At 70.1% G+C, this 17,722-nt stretch carries 12 protein-coding genes; 9 read left to right on the top strand and 3 right to left on the bottom strand.

Annotated elements, in window-relative coordinates; translation table 11 throughout:
* Positions 1-175: 175 nt before the first annotated feature.
* The 4 genes from ABTY98_RS31595 to ABTY98_RS31580 all read left to right on the top strand — a co-directional run bounded on the left by ABTY98_RS31595 (position 176) and on the right by ABTY98_RS31580 (position 7,575).
* Complete coding sequence (locus tag ABTY98_RS31595; protein ID WP_352224477.1) at positions 176-1,777, top strand: diaminobutyrate--2-oxoglutarate transaminase family protein; 1,602 nt, start codon at positions 176-178, stop codon at positions 1,775-1,777.
* Positions 1,778-2,114: 337 nt separating this feature from the next.
* Positions 2,115-4,253: an IucA/IucC family protein gene (locus tag ABTY98_RS31590; RefSeq protein WP_352224476.1), complete on the top strand. Its 2,139-nt coding sequence runs from the start codon at positions 2,115-2,117 to the stop codon at positions 4,251-4,253.
* Between the two features lie 115 nt (positions 4,254-4,368).
* Entirely contained in the window at positions 4,369-5,349 is a 981-nt protein-coding gene (locus ABTY98_RS31585) for a GNAT family N-acetyltransferase (protein ID WP_352224475.1), read from the top strand.
* Between the two features lie 249 nt (positions 5,350-5,598).
* Complete coding sequence (locus tag ABTY98_RS31580) at positions 5,599-7,575, top strand: ATP-dependent DNA helicase (protein WP_352224474.1); 1,977 nt, start codon at positions 5,599-5,601, stop codon at positions 7,573-7,575.
* 152 nt (positions 7,576-7,727) lie between these two features.
* On the opposite strand, the gene lexA is transcribed toward ABTY98_RS31580, so the two are convergent.
* Positions 7,728-8,507 (bottom strand): transcriptional repressor LexA, encoded by a 780-nt coding sequence (lexA, locus tag ABTY98_RS31575; RefSeq protein WP_352224473.1) that lies wholly within the window; start codon positions 8,505-8,507, stop codon positions 7,728-7,730.
* 502 nt (positions 8,508-9,009) lie between these two features.
* Between lexA and nrdR the strand changes: the two genes are divergently transcribed.
* A complete protein-coding gene (nrdR, locus tag ABTY98_RS31570; RefSeq protein ID WP_352224472.1) occupies positions 9,010-9,561 on the top strand; it encodes a transcriptional regulator NrdR in 552 nt (183 codons plus the stop codon).
* 164 nt (positions 9,562-9,725) lie between these two features.
* A complete protein-coding gene (locus ABTY98_RS31565) occupies positions 9,726-12,629 on the top strand; it encodes a vitamin B12-dependent ribonucleotide reductase (RefSeq protein ID WP_352224471.1) in 2,904 nt (967 codons plus the stop codon).
* 75 nt (positions 12,630-12,704) lie between these two features.
* Here ABTY98_RS31565 and ABTY98_RS31560 read toward each other — a convergent pair whose 3' ends face one another.
* Complete coding sequence (locus ABTY98_RS31560) at positions 12,705-13,268, bottom strand: TerD family protein (RefSeq protein WP_352224470.1); 564 nt, start codon at positions 13,266-13,268, stop codon at positions 12,705-12,707.
* A 122-nt stretch (positions 13,269-13,390) separates the two neighbouring features.
* On the opposite strand from ABTY98_RS31560, the gene ABTY98_RS31555 reads away from it, so the two are divergent.
* The 3 genes from ABTY98_RS31555 to ABTY98_RS31545 all read left to right on the top strand — a co-directional run bounded on the left by ABTY98_RS31555 (position 13,391) and on the right by ABTY98_RS31545 (position 15,682).
* Positions 13,391-13,996: a YdbC family protein gene (locus ABTY98_RS31555; RefSeq protein WP_352224469.1), complete on the top strand. Its 606-nt coding sequence runs from the start codon at positions 13,391-13,393 to the stop codon at positions 13,994-13,996.
* A gap of 86 nt (positions 13,997-14,082) precedes the next feature.
* Positions 14,083-14,742, top strand: a complete 660-nt coding sequence (locus ABTY98_RS31550; RefSeq protein ID WP_352224468.1) for a histidine phosphatase family protein — start codon at positions 14,083-14,085, stop codon at positions 14,740-14,742.
* A gap of 10 nt (positions 14,743-14,752) precedes the next feature.
* On the top strand, positions 14,753-15,682 hold the full coding sequence (locus ABTY98_RS31545) for an ADP-ribosylglycohydrolase family protein (RefSeq protein ID WP_352224467.1): 930 nt from the start codon (positions 14,753-14,755) through the stop codon (positions 15,680-15,682).
* A 363-nt stretch (positions 15,683-16,045) separates the two neighbouring features.
* Here the strand turns inward: ABTY98_RS31545 and ABTY98_RS31540 are convergent, their stop codons facing one another.
* Positions 16,046-17,593 carry an MFS transporter gene (locus ABTY98_RS31540; RefSeq protein WP_352224466.1) on the bottom strand — a complete coding sequence of 516 codons (1,548 nt, stop codon included), beginning with the start codon at positions 17,591-17,593 and terminating at the stop codon, positions 16,046-16,048.
* Positions 17,594-17,722: the final 129 nt, after the last annotated feature.

Genomic DNA, 17,722 nt, shown 5'->3' with positions numbered 1-17,722 from the left:
CAGCCGTCGTCGGTCTCGTGGTCGAGTTCGAGGAGCAGGGAAAGGGTGTGGCAAGGATCTTGAGGCAACCCGTAACTCCGTGGACGGTCCGGGGTTGGTAGCGGTGGGGGTCCCGCTGCCTGTGCCCGGTGCCGCCGATCAAGTCGCCTCTGGACAGCGGGGAGGACAGCGAGCCGTGGCCGTGACGGAGTCGGTGACCGGGGGGACGTTCGCAGGAGCGCGCGCGGCGCACGAGGGGATCCTCAGACGCCAGTCGGCGCGCGAGTCGCGGGCGCGAACCTACGCCCGCGCCCTCCCCATCGTGCCGGTGCGGGCCCGGGGCCTGACCATCGAGGGCGCCGACGGCCGCCGCTACCTGGACTGTCTCTCCGGCGCCGGCACCCTCGCGCTCGGCCACAACCACCCGGTCGTGCTGGAGGCGATCCGCAAGGTCCTCGACTCCGGCGCCCCGCTCTCCGTCCTAGACCTGGCGACCCCCGTCAAGGACGCCTTCACTACCGAACTGTTCCGCACCCTGCCGCCCGGCCTCGCGGACCGTGCCCGTGTCCAGTTCTGCGGGCCCGCCGGCACGGACGCCGTCGAAGCCGCCTTCAAACTCGTCCGAGCCGCGACCGGCCGCACCGGCATCCTCGCCTTCACCGGCGCCTACCACGGGATGACCAGCGGCGCGCTGGCCGCCTCCGGCGGAGCCGACCACGTCCGCGTCGCCCGGCTGCCTTACCCCCAGGACTACCGCTGCCCGTTCGGTGTCGGCGGCCCGGGCGGCGCCGAACTCGCCGCCCGCTGGACCGAGTCCGTCCTCGACGACCCCAAGTCCGGTGTCCCGCTGCCCGCGGGGATGATCCTTGAACCCGTCCAGGGCGAGGGAGGGGTGATTCCCGCACCGGACGACTGGCTCCGCCGCATGCGCCGACTCACCGCCGACCGGTCCATCCCCCTCATCGCGGACGAGATCCAGACCGGGGTGGGCAGAACCGGTGCCTTCTGGGCCGTCGAACACAGTGGCGTGACCCCCGACGTGATGGTCCTGTCCAAGGCCATCGGCGGCAGCCTCCCCCTTGCCGTCGTCGTCTACCGCGACGACCTCGACGTCTGGGAACCCGGCGCCCACGCCGGCACCTTCCGGGGCAACCAACTCGCCATGGCGGCCGGCACGGCCACCCTCACCCACGTCCGCGAAAACGGCCTCGCCGAACGCGCGGGCTTGCTCGGCTCCCGCATGCTCTCCCGACTGCGCGGACTCCAGGAGGAGTTCGCGTGCGTGGGTGATGTGCGGGGGCGGGGGCTGATGATCGGGGTGGAACTGGTGGACCCGGAGGGAGAGGACGAGGTCGGGGGCTCCGGCGAGGTCGGGGGCTCCGGCGAGGTCCGGGGCTCCGGTAGGGCGGTGGCGATGCAGGGCGGTTCCGTGGGCGCGGGTGACTGGGACGGCGGCGCGAGGAGTGGGTGGGACGGTGGTGACTGGGACGGCGGCGCGAGGAGTGGGTGGGACGGTGGTGCGCTTAGGGAGTGGGACGGTGCGGCCCGGCCCCGCCCCGCCGCTCCCGAACTGGCCTCCGCCGTGCAGCGCGCATGCCTGGAACGCGGCCTGATCGTCGAACTCGGCGGCCGCCATGCCGGTGTCGTGCGACTCCTCCCGCCACTGACCATCACCGACGAACAGGCCGACGCCGTCCTGGACCGCCTCGCCGACGCCGTGGCGGCGGTGGCCCGCGACCCGGCCGCCCACGGCGTACGGTCCCGCCGACCCGATGGCCGCAAGGAGCCGACTGGCTAGCCCACGCCTCCGGAACGGGCCGACCACCCCTCGTGCCCTGGGCGACCCGGCAGAACGGCTCGCCCGGAGGGACCCGTCCCGCCGGACCACCCGAACGGCGCCCGCCCACCGGACCGCCGTCAGGAGGTCGCCCGCCCGGTGCCGCCGAGGTGAACCAGTCGGTCGGCGCGCCCGGAGCGGACCGGCCGGCCCGACCGGCCCGTGCAGGAAACCCCACATCGTCCGCACCTCTCTCGTAAGGACAGCCAGCACTCAACTCAACTCCCGTACAGCCGAGTTCGCCGCGCACAACGGCCAACGGCCAACCCCGCACCGCCCGAGCCCCCGAGGAACCCCCTTGAACGCCACCCCCACCCCCGACGACCACGGAGACCAAGGCTCACAGGGACGTCCCGTTCCGCTCGCCGAGTCGGTTCCCCAGCAACGGGCCCGCACCTTCCAGCCCGAGCGGCCCCGCGACGACACGGGGGATCTTCTGGAACACCCCGACCCGCACATCGCTGCCCAGGCCGCCACCGTGGAGAACCTGCTTCGCTGCTGGGCACGCGAGACGAACCTCCCCGCGCCGGACACCGGCGCCCTCCGCATTCCACTGCCCGCCAGTGGTACGGCCCTGATCACCCCGGTCCGCCACTGGTCCCCGACCGGCTGGCACCGCTTCGGCCAACCCCGCCTGGCAGGCACCCCCGACACCGCCCCACCCGTCGACGCGGTCACCCTCGCCGCCCTGCTCACCCGCGAGACGGCCCCAGCGGCAGGGGATGCGGCCGGTCGAGCCGAGGGCAGCGTCGGTCACGCCTATGAAAGCGCGGGCCGAGCCGAGCGCACTGCCGGCGGTCACGTCGATACGAGCGTCGGCCCAGTCGACGGCAGCGCCGATCCGGCCGAGGGCACCGTCGCCCAGGCCAACGGCACCGCCGCCCACGCCAATGGCGGCCCCGTCCGCGCCGACGACGGCCCCGTCCGCGCCGACGGCCAACACCGCGGAGCGGCCTGGGTGCGGGGGGTGCCTCCCGACACCGGCGACCTCGTGGCTCGGGTCGCCGACTCCCTGCGCCGCACGGTCACCTTTATCGCCGACCGGCGCGCCCACCCCGCCGACGGCCCCGACCGCTTTCTCGCCGCCGAGCAGGCACTCCTCCTCGGGCATCCGCTGCACCCGACCCCCAAGAGCCGCGAGAGCCTGACCGACTCCGAAGCCCGCCTCTACTCACCGGAGCTACGCGGCTCCTTCCCCCTGCACTGGATGGCGGTCGCCTCCTCCCTTCTCGCCACCGACTCGGCCTGGACCGAGCGCGGCCGCCCCGTTCCCGCGCCGCACCTCATGGAAGGCCTGGCCGGCACGACCCTGCCGCTGCCCGACGGCTATGCCGCCGCCCTGCCCCTGCACCCTTGGCAGGCCCGGGAGGTCCGCCACCGCGAGACGACTGCCGCCCTTCTCGACGCCGGGCTCCTGCGCGACCTCGGCCCCCTCGGTGCCCCCTGGCATCCCACCTCCTCCGTACGAACCGTTCACCGCACCGGCGCCCCCGCCATGCTCAAGCTGTCGCTGGGCCTGCGCATCACCAACTCCCGCCGGGAGAACCTCCGCAAGGAACTCCACCGGGGCGTCGAGATGCACCGCCTGCTGCGCACCGGCCTCGCCAAGCAGTGGCAGGCCGTCCACCCCGGCTTCGACATCGTGCGCGACCCCGCCTGGCTGGCCGTGGACGGCCAGGACGGCCGACCCGTGCCCGGACTCGACGTGGTGATCCGGCACAACCCGTTCACGCCTACCGACGACGTTTCCTGCGTCGCCGGGCTGGTCGCCCCGCGCCCCCTCGACACCCCCGCGGCGAACGGCAGTCCCCGGCCGCACCGGTCCCGGCTGGCCCGGGTGGTCGCCCGGCTCGCCGCACGCACCGGCCGCCCTGTCGACGCCGTCAGTGCCGAGTGGTTCCTGCGCTACCTGGAGCAGGTCGTCCGCCCCGTGCTCTGGCTCGACGGCGAGGCCGGTATCGCCCTGGAGGCGCACCAGCAGAACACCCTGCTCCTGCTGGACGCCGACGGCTGGCCTGCCGGCGGGCGCTACCGCGACAACCAGGGCTACTACTTCCGTGAGTCCCGGCGGCCCGAACTCGACGCCCGGCTGCCCGGCATCGGCGAGCACAGCGACACCTTCGTCTCCGACGAGGTCACCGACGAACGCTTCGCCTACTACCTCGGCATCAACAACGTGCTGGGTTTGATCGGCGCGTTCGGCTCCCAGCGGCTCGCCGACGAGCGCCTGCTGCTCGCGGCCTTCCGCCGGTTCCTCACCGACGCGGCCTCCGGACCAGCCCGGATGCGCACCTCCCTGCCCGGCCGCCTGCTCGACTCACCCGTCCTGCGCTGCAAGGCCAACCTGCTGACGCGGCTGCACGGCCTCGACGAACTCGTCGGCCCGGTCGACACCCAGTCCGTCTACGTCACCATCACCAACCCCCTCCGCTCCTGACCGTCCGACCCGCCCTGACCACCTTCACCTCCTCCCACCCACCGCCCTTCATTCACCGCCCTTCATTCACCGACCGAGGAACATGACCTACCTCGTCTCCTGAGAGGAGCGCACCATGCCTCCCACCGACGCGAGCGCCGACGCAGGCCCCGTACCGGTCCACCCCGTCCACCCCGGCCGCTCCGGTCCCGCCGAGGACACCCGGGACTGTGAGGACACCCTGGACCTCCGCCTGCCCGCCGAACTCCTCACCCTCTACGCCGGGAAGGCGACCGGCCCCGATCTCGGTGGGGGACTACCCGCAGCGTCCGCCCCGGACGGCACTCGCGCCGGCCGGGCCACCGAGCCCCAGGCCCTCGCACACGGTCATGACCAAGCCGCCGCGCTCGACCATGATCGAGCCGCCGCATCCGGTCACGAACGGCCCACCCCGCTCGGTCACGAACGACCCACCCCGCACGCCCACGTCCGACCGACTCCGCTCCACCACGACCCGATCGAGCCGCTCGGCCCCCTCGACACGCTCGACCTGCTCGATCAGCTGGCCGCCTGGGGCCCCACCGAGACCCCCGTCGGCGCCTTCCACCTCGTGCCCGTCGACGTCGAACGCGACCTGCCGATCATCAGCGGTTGGATGAACGACCCCGCCGTGGCCGCTTTCTGGCAGCTGGCCGGCTCACGGGCGCAGACAGAGGACCATCTGCGCGCCCAGCTCGCCGGAGACGGACGCAGCGTGCCCTGCCTGGGCAGGCTCGACGGCGTCCCGATGAGCTACTGGGAGATCTACCGGGCCGATCTGGACCCACTCGCCCGCCACTATCCGGCCCGCCCGCACGACACCGGAGTCCACCTCCTCATCGGCGACGCCGCCGACCGGGGCCGAGGACTGGGGTCCGCCCTGCTCAGAGCCGTGGCCGATCTCGTACTCGATCATCGCCCCGCCTGTGCGCGCGTCGTCGCGGAGCCCGATCTTCGCAACACCCCCTCCGTGGCCGCCTTCCTCGACGCGGGCTTCCGCTACGCCGCCGAGGTCGCTCTGCCTGCCAAACGGGCCGCCCTCATGATCCGAGACCGGTCCCTACGTCACCTGATGTAGCGCTGAGTGATTGCGCGTACACATGTAGTACGAAGCGGCCGCCGATCAGGTTCCCGGCCACTCGGAAGAATTCAGAAGAATCCAGTTCCCGGCCACTCGGATGAAAACGACGCGCCCCAACCGCCCGACCTGCCCTTCCCTCCTCAGCCTCTCCATAGCCCCCTGTCCAGGAGCACCCGGCGTGATCCCATCCCCCGTCCCCGCCTTGATCGCCCGATTGTCAGTGCCGGGCCGTAGGGTGGTCGGGCTATGACGAAGCCCTCACTCCCTGAACTCCTGCATGCCGCTGTCACAGCTGTCGGCGGTACGGAGCGCCCTGGCCAGGTGACCATGGCCGAATCGGTCGCCGAAGCGATCGACGACGGATCCCATCTGCTGGTCCAGGCCGGCACAGGCACCGGAAAGTCGCTCGGCTATCTGGTGCCCGCGCTGGCCCATGGGGAGCGGGTCGTCGTGGCGACGGCGACCCTCGCCCTGCAGAGACAGCTCGTGGAACGTGACCTGCCGCGCACCGTCGACGCCCTGCACCCGCTGCTGCGCCGCCGCCCGGAGTTCGCGATGCTCAAGGGCAGGTCGAACTACCTGTGTCTGCACCGGCTGCACGAAGGTGTGCCGCAGGACGAGGAGGAGGGCCTCTTCGACCAGTTCGAGGCGGCCGCGCCGACCAGCAAACTCGGCCAGGACCTGCTGCGACTGCGGGACTGGGCGGACGAGACCGAGACCGGTGACCGCGACGGCCTCACGCCGGGCGTCTCCGACAAGGCCTGGGCGCAGGTCTCGGTCTCCTCCCGGGAGTGCCTCGGCGCCTCCAAGTGCGCTTACGGCGCCGAGTGCTTCGCCGAGACGGCCCGTGAGCGCGCCAAGCTCGCCGACGTCGTCGTCACCAACCACGCGCTGCTCGCGATCGAAGCCATCGAGGGGGCCCCGGTGCTTCCGCAGCACGAGGTGCTGATCGTGGACGAGGCGCACGAACTGGTGTCCCGCGTCACCGGTGTGGCCACCGGCGAGCTCACCCCGGGCCAGGTCAACCGTGCGGTCCGGCGCGCCGCCAAGCTGGTCGACGAGAAGGCCGCCGACCAGCTCCAGACTGCCGCCGAGGGCTTCGAGCGGCTGATGGAGCTGGCCCTGCCGGGCCGTCTGGAGGAGATCCCGGAGGACCTCGGCTACGCCCTGGCGGCCCTCAGGGACGCCGCCCGAACCGTGATCTCCGCGATCGGCACGACCCGTGACAAGTCGGTCCAGGACGAGGACGCGGTCCGTAAACAGGCGCTGGCCTCGGTGGAGACCGTGCACGACGTGGCGGAGCGGATCGTGAACGGCTCCGAGTGGGACGTCGTCTGGTACGAACGTCACGAGCGCTTCGGCGCCTCCGTGCGGGTCGCCCCGATGTCCGTCTCGGGCCTGCTCAGGGAGAAGCTCTTCGCTGACCGCTCGGTCACGCTCACCTCGGCGACGCTCAAGCTCGGCGGCGACTTCAACGGCGTGGCCGCGTCCCTGGGCCTGGCCCCCGAGGGCACCGAGGGCGAGGACCTCCCACAGTGGAAGGGCGTGGACGTCGGCTCGCCCTTCGACTACCCGAAGCAGGGCATCCTCTATGTCGCCAAGCACCTGTCACGCCCCGCGCGGGACGGCGACCGCGCCGACATGCTGGACGAACTGACCGAGCTGATCCAGGCCGCCGGCGGCCGTACTCTCGGCCTGTTCTCCTCGATGCGGGCCGCCCAGCAGGCCGCCGAGGAGCTGCGCGTCCGGATCCCCGAGTTCCCGGTACTGCTGCAGGGCGAGGAGACCCTCGGTGAGCTGATCAAGAACTTCGCGGCGGACCCCCAGACCTGTCTCTTCGGCACGCTGTCGCTGTGGCAGGGTGTCGACGTCCCGGGCCCCAGCTGCCAGCTGGTCGTCATGGACAAGATCCCGTTCCCGCGCCCGGACGACCCGCTGATGAGCGCCCGGCAGAAGGCCGTCGAGGACGCAGGCGGCAATGGCTTCATGGCCGTCGCCGCCACCCACGCCGCGCTGCTGATGGCCCAGGGCGCGGGCAGGCTGGTCCGGGCGTCGGGGGACCGGGGTGTGGTCGCCGTGCTCGATCAGCGACTGGCCACCGCGCGGTACGGCGGCTATCTGAAGACGTCACTGCCCGACTTCTGGTACACCACGGACCGTAACCAGGTCCGCAAGTCGCTGGCGGCCATCGACGCGGTGGCGCGGCAGGCGGAGGCGCAATGATCGCGGGTTAGCCTGTCCCTGCGCAGGGACAGGCTAACCCGCGATACCAAGACGCGGTCGCCCAGGGCCCGGACAGTGCAGGACCCCGGAACCGGCGCAGGGGTCCCGGGGCCCGATCGGAGGGCGGGCGGGATGGCCGCCCGCCGCAGGCGTCACACGCGCCGCAGCACCGCGACGACCTTGCCCAGGATGGTCGCGTCGTCGCCGGGGATCGGCTCGTAGGCCGAGTTGTGGGGGAGGAGCCACACATGGCCGTCCTCGCGCTTGAAGCGCTTGACGGTGGCCTCGCCGTCGAGCATGGCGGCGACGATGTCGCCGTTCTCGGCGACCGGCTGACGGCGGACGGTGACCCAGTCGCCGTCACAGATCGCGGCCTCGATCATGGAGTCACCGACGACCTTCAGCACGAACAGCTCGCCGTCACCGACCAGCTGCCGGGGAAGGGGGAAGACGTCCTCGACCGATTCCTCGGCGAGGATCGGGCCACCGGCGGCGATCCGGCCGACCAGCGGGACGTACGACGCGGCGGGCTTGCCGGCGGTGTCCGTGGGCTGCACGGTCACGGCCTGGTCGGAACCGCGCACCTCGTACGCGCGCGGGCGGTGCGGGTCGCGGCGCAGGAAGCCCTTGCGTTCCAGTGCCATCAGCTGGTGCGCCACCGAGGACGTGCTGGACAGACCGACGGCCTGGCCGATCTCGCGCATCGACGGCGGGTAGCCCCGCCGCTGCACCGAGTCCCTGATCACCTCGATCACTCGGCGCTGCCGGTCGGTCAGCCCCGAGCTGTCAGCCCGGATGCCTGGAGGTCGACCCGGCAGGGAACGCTTGGGTCCCTCGGGATTCACGGTTTCGTTCACGGCATGCACCGGGTCGAGTCGGCCCTGGGAGCGGTCCTGGGCGGTGATGGTGGCACTGTCAGCGGTCGTGGTCACGTCGGCCCCTCTCGATGGTCTCCCTGCTGGACAACGGTAGTTGCTTTCGAAAGGTTGCGCCAAACACACGTTCGAGTGAAAAAACGCGGTTCATCGGACGCGATCACATTTCGGGGTGTATGGCTCACGCGATACCCGTCGGACAAAGGACCCGTTGTTGTAATTTCGCCGCCGGGTTGATGGCCTGGTGGGCGGGCCCAGTCTGCCATCCGGACCGCCGCTGACCGGGACGGCCGTCCCCATCTGCGCCGGAGCCGCACGTGACCTCCGTGCGGCGCCCACGGTATCTCCGTATCCGCCGTAGCGGTACGTGTGCGACACGCGCAACCTGGCGATGTATCAGCCAATCACCACATCTAGTGGTTGGATTGCTACAGCAGCCCACAAGTTGTGGTCCCCTGGGTCTCCGGTGGCTCAGAGATCGCCTATGCTTGGGGCTGCTTCGCGAGGCCCGGGTGGCCCAGCGAGGCTATTGAGTCTGCTGTGAGGAGGGTTGGAGATCATGCACTGCCCCTTCTGCAGGCACCCCGACAGCCGTGTGGTCGACAGTCGTACGACCGACGACGGCACGTCGATCCGCAGGCGCCGCCAGTGTCCGGACTGCTCCCGTCGTTTCACGACCGTGGAGACGTGCTCGCTCATGGTGGTCAAGCGGTCCGGGGTCACCGAGCCATTCAGCCGTACCAAGGTCATCAACGGCGTGCGCAAGGCGTGCCAGGGACGGCCAGTCACCGAGGACGCGCTCGCCCAGCTCGGCCAGCGGGTCGAGGAGGCGGTGCGGGCCACCGGAAGTGCCGAGCTGACCACCCACGACGTGGGGCTGGCCATACTCGGTCCGTTGCAGGAGCTCGACCTCGTCGCCTACCTGCGATTCGCCTCCGTCTACCGGGCGTTCGACTCGCTGGAGGACTTCGAGGCGGCGATCGCGGAGCTCAGGCAGGCGGCGCAGGGCCCCGTCGCGGACGACGAAGACGCGGGAGCGGGGAGCCAGGAGGACGATCACGGGCCGGGCGGGACCACTCGGGCGCCCGCGCCCGTCCACTTCGCCGGCTGACGCGCGGACCGGAACCGGGCGGAGGACTCGGATCCGGTTGTCGGACGGCGGTCCAGGACTTGTTGCGGGTGGCAGCTGAGGGTGCCCGCGACGTGAGAACAGAACAGCGTGTCACGGGAACATCGTGGCATTTCAGGGCGTTTTAGCCCGTAGAGGGAGGCGGCATGACAGAGACGGCGAGCGGTCCGGCACGGAGTTCCCGCGCGAAGGGGGCCAAGGCCACCAAGGGGCTGCGTGTCGAGCGCATCCACACCATCCCCGGCGTACACCCGTACGACGAGGTGAGCTGGGAGCGCCGTGACGTCGTCATGACCAACTGGCGCGACGGCTCGGTCAACTTCGAGCAGCGTGGCGTCGAGTTCCCCGACTTCTGGTCGGTGAACGCGGTCAACATCGTCACCAGCAAGTACTTCCGCGGTGCCGTCGGCACCCCGCAGCGCGAGACCAGCCTCAAGCAGCTGATCGACCGCATCGTGAAGTCGTACCGGAAGGCCGGCGAGGACCACAAGTACTTCGCCTCGCCCGCCGACGCCGAGATCTTCGAGCATGAGCTGGCCTACGCCCTCCTGCACCAGATCTTCAGCTTCAACAGCCCCGTGTGGTTCAACGTGGGCACCCCGCAGCCCCAGCAGGTCTCCGCCTGCTTCATCCTGTCCGTCGACGACTCCATGGAGTCGATCCTCGACTGGTACAAGGAAGAGGGCATGATCTTCAAGGGCGGCTCCGGCGCCGGCCTGAACCTCTCCCGGATCCGCTCCTCCAAGGAGCTGCTCTCCTCCGGTGGCAACGCCTCCGGCCCGGTCTCCTTCATGCGCGGTGCCGACGCCTCCGCCGGCACCATCAAGTCGGGCGGTGCCACCCGCCGCGCCGCCAAGATGGTCATCCTGGACGTCGACCACCCCGACATCGAGGACTTCATCCAGACCAAGGTCAAGGAAGAGGAGAAGATCCGCGCCCTGCGCGACGCGGGCTTCGACATGGACCTGGGCGGTGACGACATCACCTCCGTCCAGTACCAGAACGCCAACAACTCGGTCCGCGTGAACGACGAGTTCATGAAGGCGGTCGAGCAGGGCGGACAGTTCGGTCTGCGCGCCCGGATGACCGGCGAGGTCATCGAGGAGGTCCAGGCCAAGGACCTGTTCCGCAAGATGGCGGAGGCCGCCTGGGCCTGCGCCGACCCGGGCATCCAGTACGACGACACGATCAACCACTGGCACACCTGCCCGGAGTCCGGCCGGATCAACGGCTCGAACCCCTGCAGCGAGTACATGCACCTGGACAACACGTCCTGCAACCTCGCCTCGCTGAACCTGATGAAGTTCCTGAAGGACGACAGCCAGGGCAACCAGTCCTTCGAGGTCGAGCGCTTCACCAAGGTCGTCGAGCTGGTCATCACGGCGATGGACATCTCCATCTGCTTCGCCGACTTCCCGACCCAGAAGATCGGCGAGAACACCCGCGCCTTCCGCCAGCTCGGCATCGGTTACGCCAACCTCGGCGCCCTGCTGATGGCGACCGGCCACGCCTACGACTCCGACGGCGGCCGCGCGCTGGCCGGTGCCATCACCTCCCTGATGACCGGCACGGCGTACAAGCGCTCCGCCGAGCTGGCCGCGGTCGTCGGCCCGTACGACGGTTACGCCCGCAACGCCGACGCCCACAACCGCGTCATGAAGCAGCACGCCGACGCCAACACCGTGGCCGTCCGCATGGACGACCTGGACACCCCGGTGTGGGCCGCCGCCACCGAGGCCTGGCAGGACGTGGTGCGCCTTGGTGAGAAGAACGGTTTCCGTAACTCTCAGGCGTCCGTCCTCGCCCCGACCGGCACCATCGGTCTCGCGATGTCCTGCGACACCACCGGCGTCGAGCCCGACCTGGCGCTCGTGAAGTTCAAGAAGCTGGTCGGCGGCGGCTCGATGCAGATCGTCAACGGCACCGTGCCGCAGGCCCTGCGCCGCCTGGGCTACCAGGAGGAGCAGATCGAGGCGATCGTCGCCCACATCGCCGAGAACGGCAATGTGATCGACGCCCCCGGCCTCAAGCACGAGCACTACGAGGTCTTCGACTGCGCCATGGGCGAGCGCGCCATCTCCCCGATGGGCCACGTCCGCATGATGGCCGCGATCCAGCCGTGGATCTCCGGCGCCATCTCCAAGACGGTCAACATGCCGGAGACGGCGACCGTCGAGGAGGTCGAGGAGATCTACTACGAGGCCTGGAAGCTCGGCGTCAAGGCGCTCGCGATCTACCGCGACAACTGCAAGGTCGGCCAGCCGCTCTCCGCCAAGACCAAGGAGAAGGAGAAGTCCCCGGCCGACGCTGCCACCGAGAAGGCCGAGGCGACCATCCGCGAGACGGTTGAGAAGGTCATCGAGTACCGCCCGGTCCGCAAGCGCCTTCCGAAGGGCCGCCCCGGCATCACCACGTCCTTCACCGTCGGTGGCGCCGAGGGCTACATGACGGCCAACTCCTACCCGGACGACGGCCTGGGCGAGGTCTTCCTGAAGATGTCCAAGCAGGGCTCCACCCTCGCGGGCATGATGGACGCCTTCTCCATCGCGGTCTCCGTCGGCCTTCAGTACGGCGTCCCGCTGGAGACGTACGTCTCGAAGTTCACCAACATGCGCTTCGAGCCGGCCGGTATGACGGACGACCCGGACGTGCGGATGGCGCAGTCGATCGTCGACTACATCTTCCGCCGCCTGGCGCTGGACTTCCTGCCGTTCGAGACGCGCTCCGCGCTCGGCATCCACTCCGCCGAGGAGCGTCAGCGCCACCTGGAGACCGGTTCGTACGAGTCGGCCGACGACGACGTGGACGTCGAGGGCCTGGCCCAGTCCGCGCCGCGCGCCCAGGAGCTGAAGGCCGTCGCCTCCCCGAAGGCCGAGGCCGGGGCGGCCAAGCCGGCCCGGCAGCAGGCCCACACCAGCGCAGAACTGGTGGAGATGCAGCTGGGCATCCAGGCCGACGCCCCGCTCTGCTTCTCTTGCGGTACGAAGATGCAGCGGGCCGGTTCCTGCTACATCTGCGAGGGCTGCGGCTCGACCAGCGGCTGCAGCTGACGAGTTGATGTGAAGTGAGGTAAGGGGCGTCGGCCTTGGCCGACGCCCCTTACCGCTGCTTCTGGTGGTTCGCCGTCATGGCCGGCCGAGGCCGCCCATGGCACGTGTGAAGACCACGGGGTCGTCCTCGAAGCCGTGCAGGCCGGGCCGGAAGCTCCAGTCGCCGGACTCGTCGCGCACGAACTCCGCGACAGCGGCCGCCGTCGCCCCGAGGACCGAGCCGAAGTCGTCCTCGGCCAGCACGTTGTAACCCTCCCGGACACGCACCTCCGGGTTCAGGACGTTCACGAACGTCCGGTGCGCTGACCGCTGTTGGATGACGACTCCGACCACCACGCGCGTGTACCTGCCGTCGAGCCGGTCGAGTTCCAGGGTCATCACCTCGTCCCAGCCGAAACCCTTGCCGTCCTGGCTGTCCCGGTTGAGGAAGATGGTGCCGTCGGGCGAGCGGCTGTCGAAGTGCACCAGATAGGCCGCAGTCCCGTACGGGTCACCCGCCGTGTAGGTACCGGCAATGATGTCGAGATCGGTGGGCGGCTGCCCGGCCGGGCTGGGATCCCACTTCACCGCGACCTCGACCTTGCGGAGCGCCTTGCTGAAACCGCTCATCACGCGTCCCCTTCCCCCCTGGAGATCCACTGCCCCAACTGATGGGCTGCCGAGGCTCTTTGTCCATCGTGCCACGCGCGCGGGGGTGCATGCGCGGGTGATCTCCGCCGGAGCGTGACCGACGCCACGTCCCATGGCCTTACGATGGCGCGGTGCTGGTCAAGTGGATTCGCTGCACCGTGGTGGACCGCCGCGGGTTCGAGCGGGGGCAGCGGAAATGGGCGGGGCTTCCGGGGGAGCCGGGATTTCGCGGACAGGGCGGGGGCTGGAGTCGGCAGCGGCCGGGAGTGGCGCACACCTTCGCCTTCTGGGAAAGCCGTGCCTTCTACGACTCCTTCATGGCGCGTTCGCACGACCGTCTGGCCGCGTCCCAGTCCGGCACGTACAAGGATCAGCAGGTCAAGTTGTTCGAGTACCGGTTCGATGTGAAGACCGGCTTCGAACCGCGGTTCACGGACTCCGACCTGATCCGGGTGGCCCTCTGCCGGGTGCACGAGGAGCGCGTGGAGCACTTCATGCTGATGCAGGAGAAGGTCTGGAATCCGGCCATGGCCGGCTCGCCCGGCATGATCCGCGGCATGTTCGCGGAGGCCCCGGCGCACGAGTTCATGATCCTTTCGATGTGGCGGTCGGCCGCCGAGCACGGCAAGTACCGCACCGAGCGGGTGGAACGGCTGGCGCTGCGAGCCCAGACGGAGGCCGACATCGCAGCCCTCACGGGCGACATCGTGGAGCTCGAACCGAGCTGGATCGTATGAATCTCCAACCCGCGATTTGTGTGACCTACGCCGTATAGAGCCCATCCGAGTGCTCGACTTTCCGTCACTCGATCTAGGGTTTTGGCATGGCACGACCACGGCGCATCGTCCTTGTCCGGCACGGCGAGTCAACCGGCAATGTCGACGACTCCGTGTACGAGCGGGAACCCGACCACTCGCTGGCCCTGACCGACCGGGGCTGGCGACAGGCCGAGGAGACCGGGAAACGCATCCGGGAGATCTTCGGCCAGGAGCGCGTCAGCGTGTACGTCTCCCCGTACCGGCGCACGCACGAGACCCTCCGCGCCTTCCATCTCGACCCGGACTTCATACGCGTGCGCGAGGAGCCCCGGCTGCGCGAGCAGGACTGGGGAAACTGGCAGGACCGTGACGACGTACGACTGCAGAAGACGTACCGGGACGCGTACGGGCACTTCTTCTTCCGCTTCCCCCAGGGCGAGTCCGGAGCAGACGTGTACGACCGGGTCGGCGGCTTCCTGGAGAGCCTGTTCCGCAGCTTCGAGGCGCCGGACCATCCGCCCAACGTGCTCCTGGTGACCCATGGCCTGGCGATGCGGCTGTTCTGCATGCGCTGGTTCCACTGGACGGTCGCGGACTTCGAGTCGCTCTCCAATCCCGGGAACGCCGAGATGCGGATGCTCGTTCTGGGGGACGACGGCAAGTACACGCTCGACCGGCCCTTTGACCGCTGGCGGGACCCGGAGCCCTACTGGATGAGCGGCTAGGCTGGCCGAGATGACCTCTCCCTCCGACACTTCGAACGCCGGGCGCCTGGAACGCGCCCTGGCCAGCCTGCGCGGACTCGCGACCGGCGACGCCCTGGGCTCACAGTTCTTCGTTCCGGTGAACTACCCGCTGCTGCGGCGGCGCGAACTGCCGCCGGGCCCCTGGCAGTGGACCGACGACACGGAGATGGCCTGCTCGGTCGTCGCCGTCCTCGCCGCCCACCATCGCATCGACCAGGACGCGCTGGCCCACTCCTTCGCCGCGCACCACGACTTCGACCGGGGCTACGGCCCCGCCGTCAACCGGCTGCTCCGCCTCGTCAGGGAGGGCGGGGACTGGCGCGAACTGGCTGCCGCGCTCTTCAACGGGCGGGGCTCGTGGGGCAACGGCGCGGCGATGCGGATCGCGCCCCTGGGTGCCTGGTACGCGGACGATCCCGAGCAGGCCACCCACCAGGCCGAGATCTCGGCCTACCCCACGCACCAGCACCGCGAGGCGGTGGTCGGTGCCATGGCGGTTGCCGCGGCAGCGGCACTGGCGGGGGCGCCCGGGGGTCTGCCGAGCCCAGAGGCGCTCCTCGACGGGGTCGTCGCGCTGGTCCCCAAGAGCGCTGTCGGCCAGGGCCTGCGGCGCGCCCGCGACATGCTCGACTACGGCGACGCCGGCACCGTCGCGGCCGTCCTGGGCTGCGGACGGCGTACGAGCGCCCATGACACCGTCCCCTTCGCCCTGTGGTCGGCGGCGCGTGCCCTCGGCGACTACGAGACGGCGTTCTGGGCGACCGCCCAGGTGGGCGGCGATGTGGACACCACCTGCGCCATCGTCGGCGGCGTGCTCGCGGCCGGCAAGGCGGGAGCGCCCCCGGCCGCATGGACGGAGCGGACGGAGGCGCTGCCGGAGTGGGTGCCTACGAGGACGGGAACCGCTGTCGGCGGGTGATCACGGGTGCACCGCGACGCCCGAGTCGAGGCTCTCTTGGTCTGTGCGACCTGAGTCTGGGTGGTCCTGTGGGCCTTGGGTCGCGGCGTCCCGGGCACGATCGAAACTCTCTGTGCCCAATGGGAACTCTCCGTGACCACCAGGCGTTTTCCCGGCATCCGCTCCGCGCTCCGTCCGAGTGTGGACGGCGGAGAAGGAAGCGGAGTCGCCGGGGGAGGGGTGGCGCTGGTGTGGGTCGGAGTGTTCCTTCTGATGGTGTTGGCGGCCATGCCGGCCGTGGTGCGGATGGCCGGACCTCTGCCCCTGCCGTCTGTCCCCTGGCGGCGGTCGGGCCATCCGCGGCTCCGCGCGGACCCGGTGGGGTCAGCCCAGTCCAGGGCCGGCCGTGCCGGCGAGGGCTTCGAGGTCGCTCTTGCGGACCTTGATCACCAACCACGCGGTGAGCAGGCCGAGCGCGGCCATGACGGCGGCGGGGACGAACGCGGTCGAGATTCCGTGTGCGAGCACCTCGTGTCCCCAGGGCGCGGGCAGTTGGTGGGACTTGGCGAACGCCGCCTTCTGTTCCGGCGAACCGTCGGTGAGGAACTTCGGCAACTGCTTCTTCCCCTCGTCCTTGCTGGCCGAGCCGAAGACCGTGGTCAGGATCGACAGGCCCAGCGAACCCCCCACCTGCTGCATGGCGTTGAGCAGTCCGGAGGCCGCTCCCGCCTCGTGCTGGGCGACCCCGGAGACCGCGGTGACGGTCGCCGTCACGAAGTTCAGGCCCATACCGAAGCCGAAGATCAGCATGGGTCCCAGGATCCCGCCGAGATACGAGCTGTCGGGCTTGATGAACGTCTGCCAGGTGAGGCCGACGACCACGAGCGCGGAGCCGGTCATCATGAACGGCTTGGGGCCCAGGGTGGGCAGGAACCGCTGCGACAGCCCGGCCCCGACGGCGATCGCCACCGTCACGGGCAGGAAGGCCAGACCGGCCTGGATCGGGCTGTAGCCCAGCACGTTCTGCACGAACAGCACGATGTAGAAGAACATGCCGAACATCGCGGCGGCCAGGCTCAGCATGATCACGTAGGTGCCGGACCGGTTGCGGTCGGCGAACATCCGCAGCGGGGTGATGGGTTCCTTCGCCCGGGTCTCGATGAAGACGAAAGCCAGCAGAAGTACCACCGCGGCGCCGAAGGAGCCGAGGGTCAGACTGTCGCGCCAGCCCTCCTCCGAGGCCCGGATGAAGCCGTACACCAGGGAGACCATGCCCAGTGTGGAGGTCAGCGCGCCCGCGATGTCGAACCGTCCGGGATGCCGTTCGGACTCGCTGATGTACTGCGGGGTGAGGGCGACGATCAGCAGTCCGATCGGCACATTGACGAAGAGCACCCAGCGCCAGTCCAGCCAGTCGGTGAGCATGCCGCCTGCCAGCAGGCCGATGGCACCGCCGCCCGCGGAGACGGCGGCGAAGACACCGAACGCCCGGTTGCGCTCCGGGCCCTCCGGGAAGGTGGTGGTGATCAGCGCCAGGGAGGTCGGCGAGGCGATCGCGCCACCCATGCCCTGGAGGGCGCGGGCGGCCAGCAGCTGCCAGGGCTCCTGGGCGAGACCGCCGAGGAGCGAGGCGAAGGTGAACAGCAGGATGCCGGTCATGAACACCCGGCGCCGGCCGAGGATGTCACCGGCCCGCGCACCGAGCAGCAGCAGACCGCCGAAGGTGAGCGTGTAGGCGCTGACCACCCAGGTGAGATCCGTGGTGCTGAACTTGAGCGCGTCTTGAATGTGCGGGAGCGCGATGTTCACAATCGTCGCGTCAAGTACGACCATGAGCTGGCAGGCGGCAATCACGGTGAGCGCGATGCCGGGGCGCCCCTGCCGACGGGCCGCCCCTGGTTTCTGATCAGGTATCAGTTGAGAGGTTGTCACTATGGGTCCCCCACGAAGGTTTTAGTGAACGCTCGCGTTCACTGTCGCGTCAACGGTAGTGAGTCCTCGGTAGAGAACGCAAGCGTTCACTTAACTGCGCGTCGCGTGCCGCGTCCCCCTTTGTCGTCG

The sequence above is a fragment of the Streptomyces sp. NPDC096040 genome (genome assembly GCF_040303265.1).
Taxonomy (GTDB): Bacteria; Actinomycetota; Actinomycetes; order Streptomycetales; family Streptomycetaceae; genus Streptomyces.
This window is presented reverse-complemented; position numbering and strand designations above follow the sequence as displayed.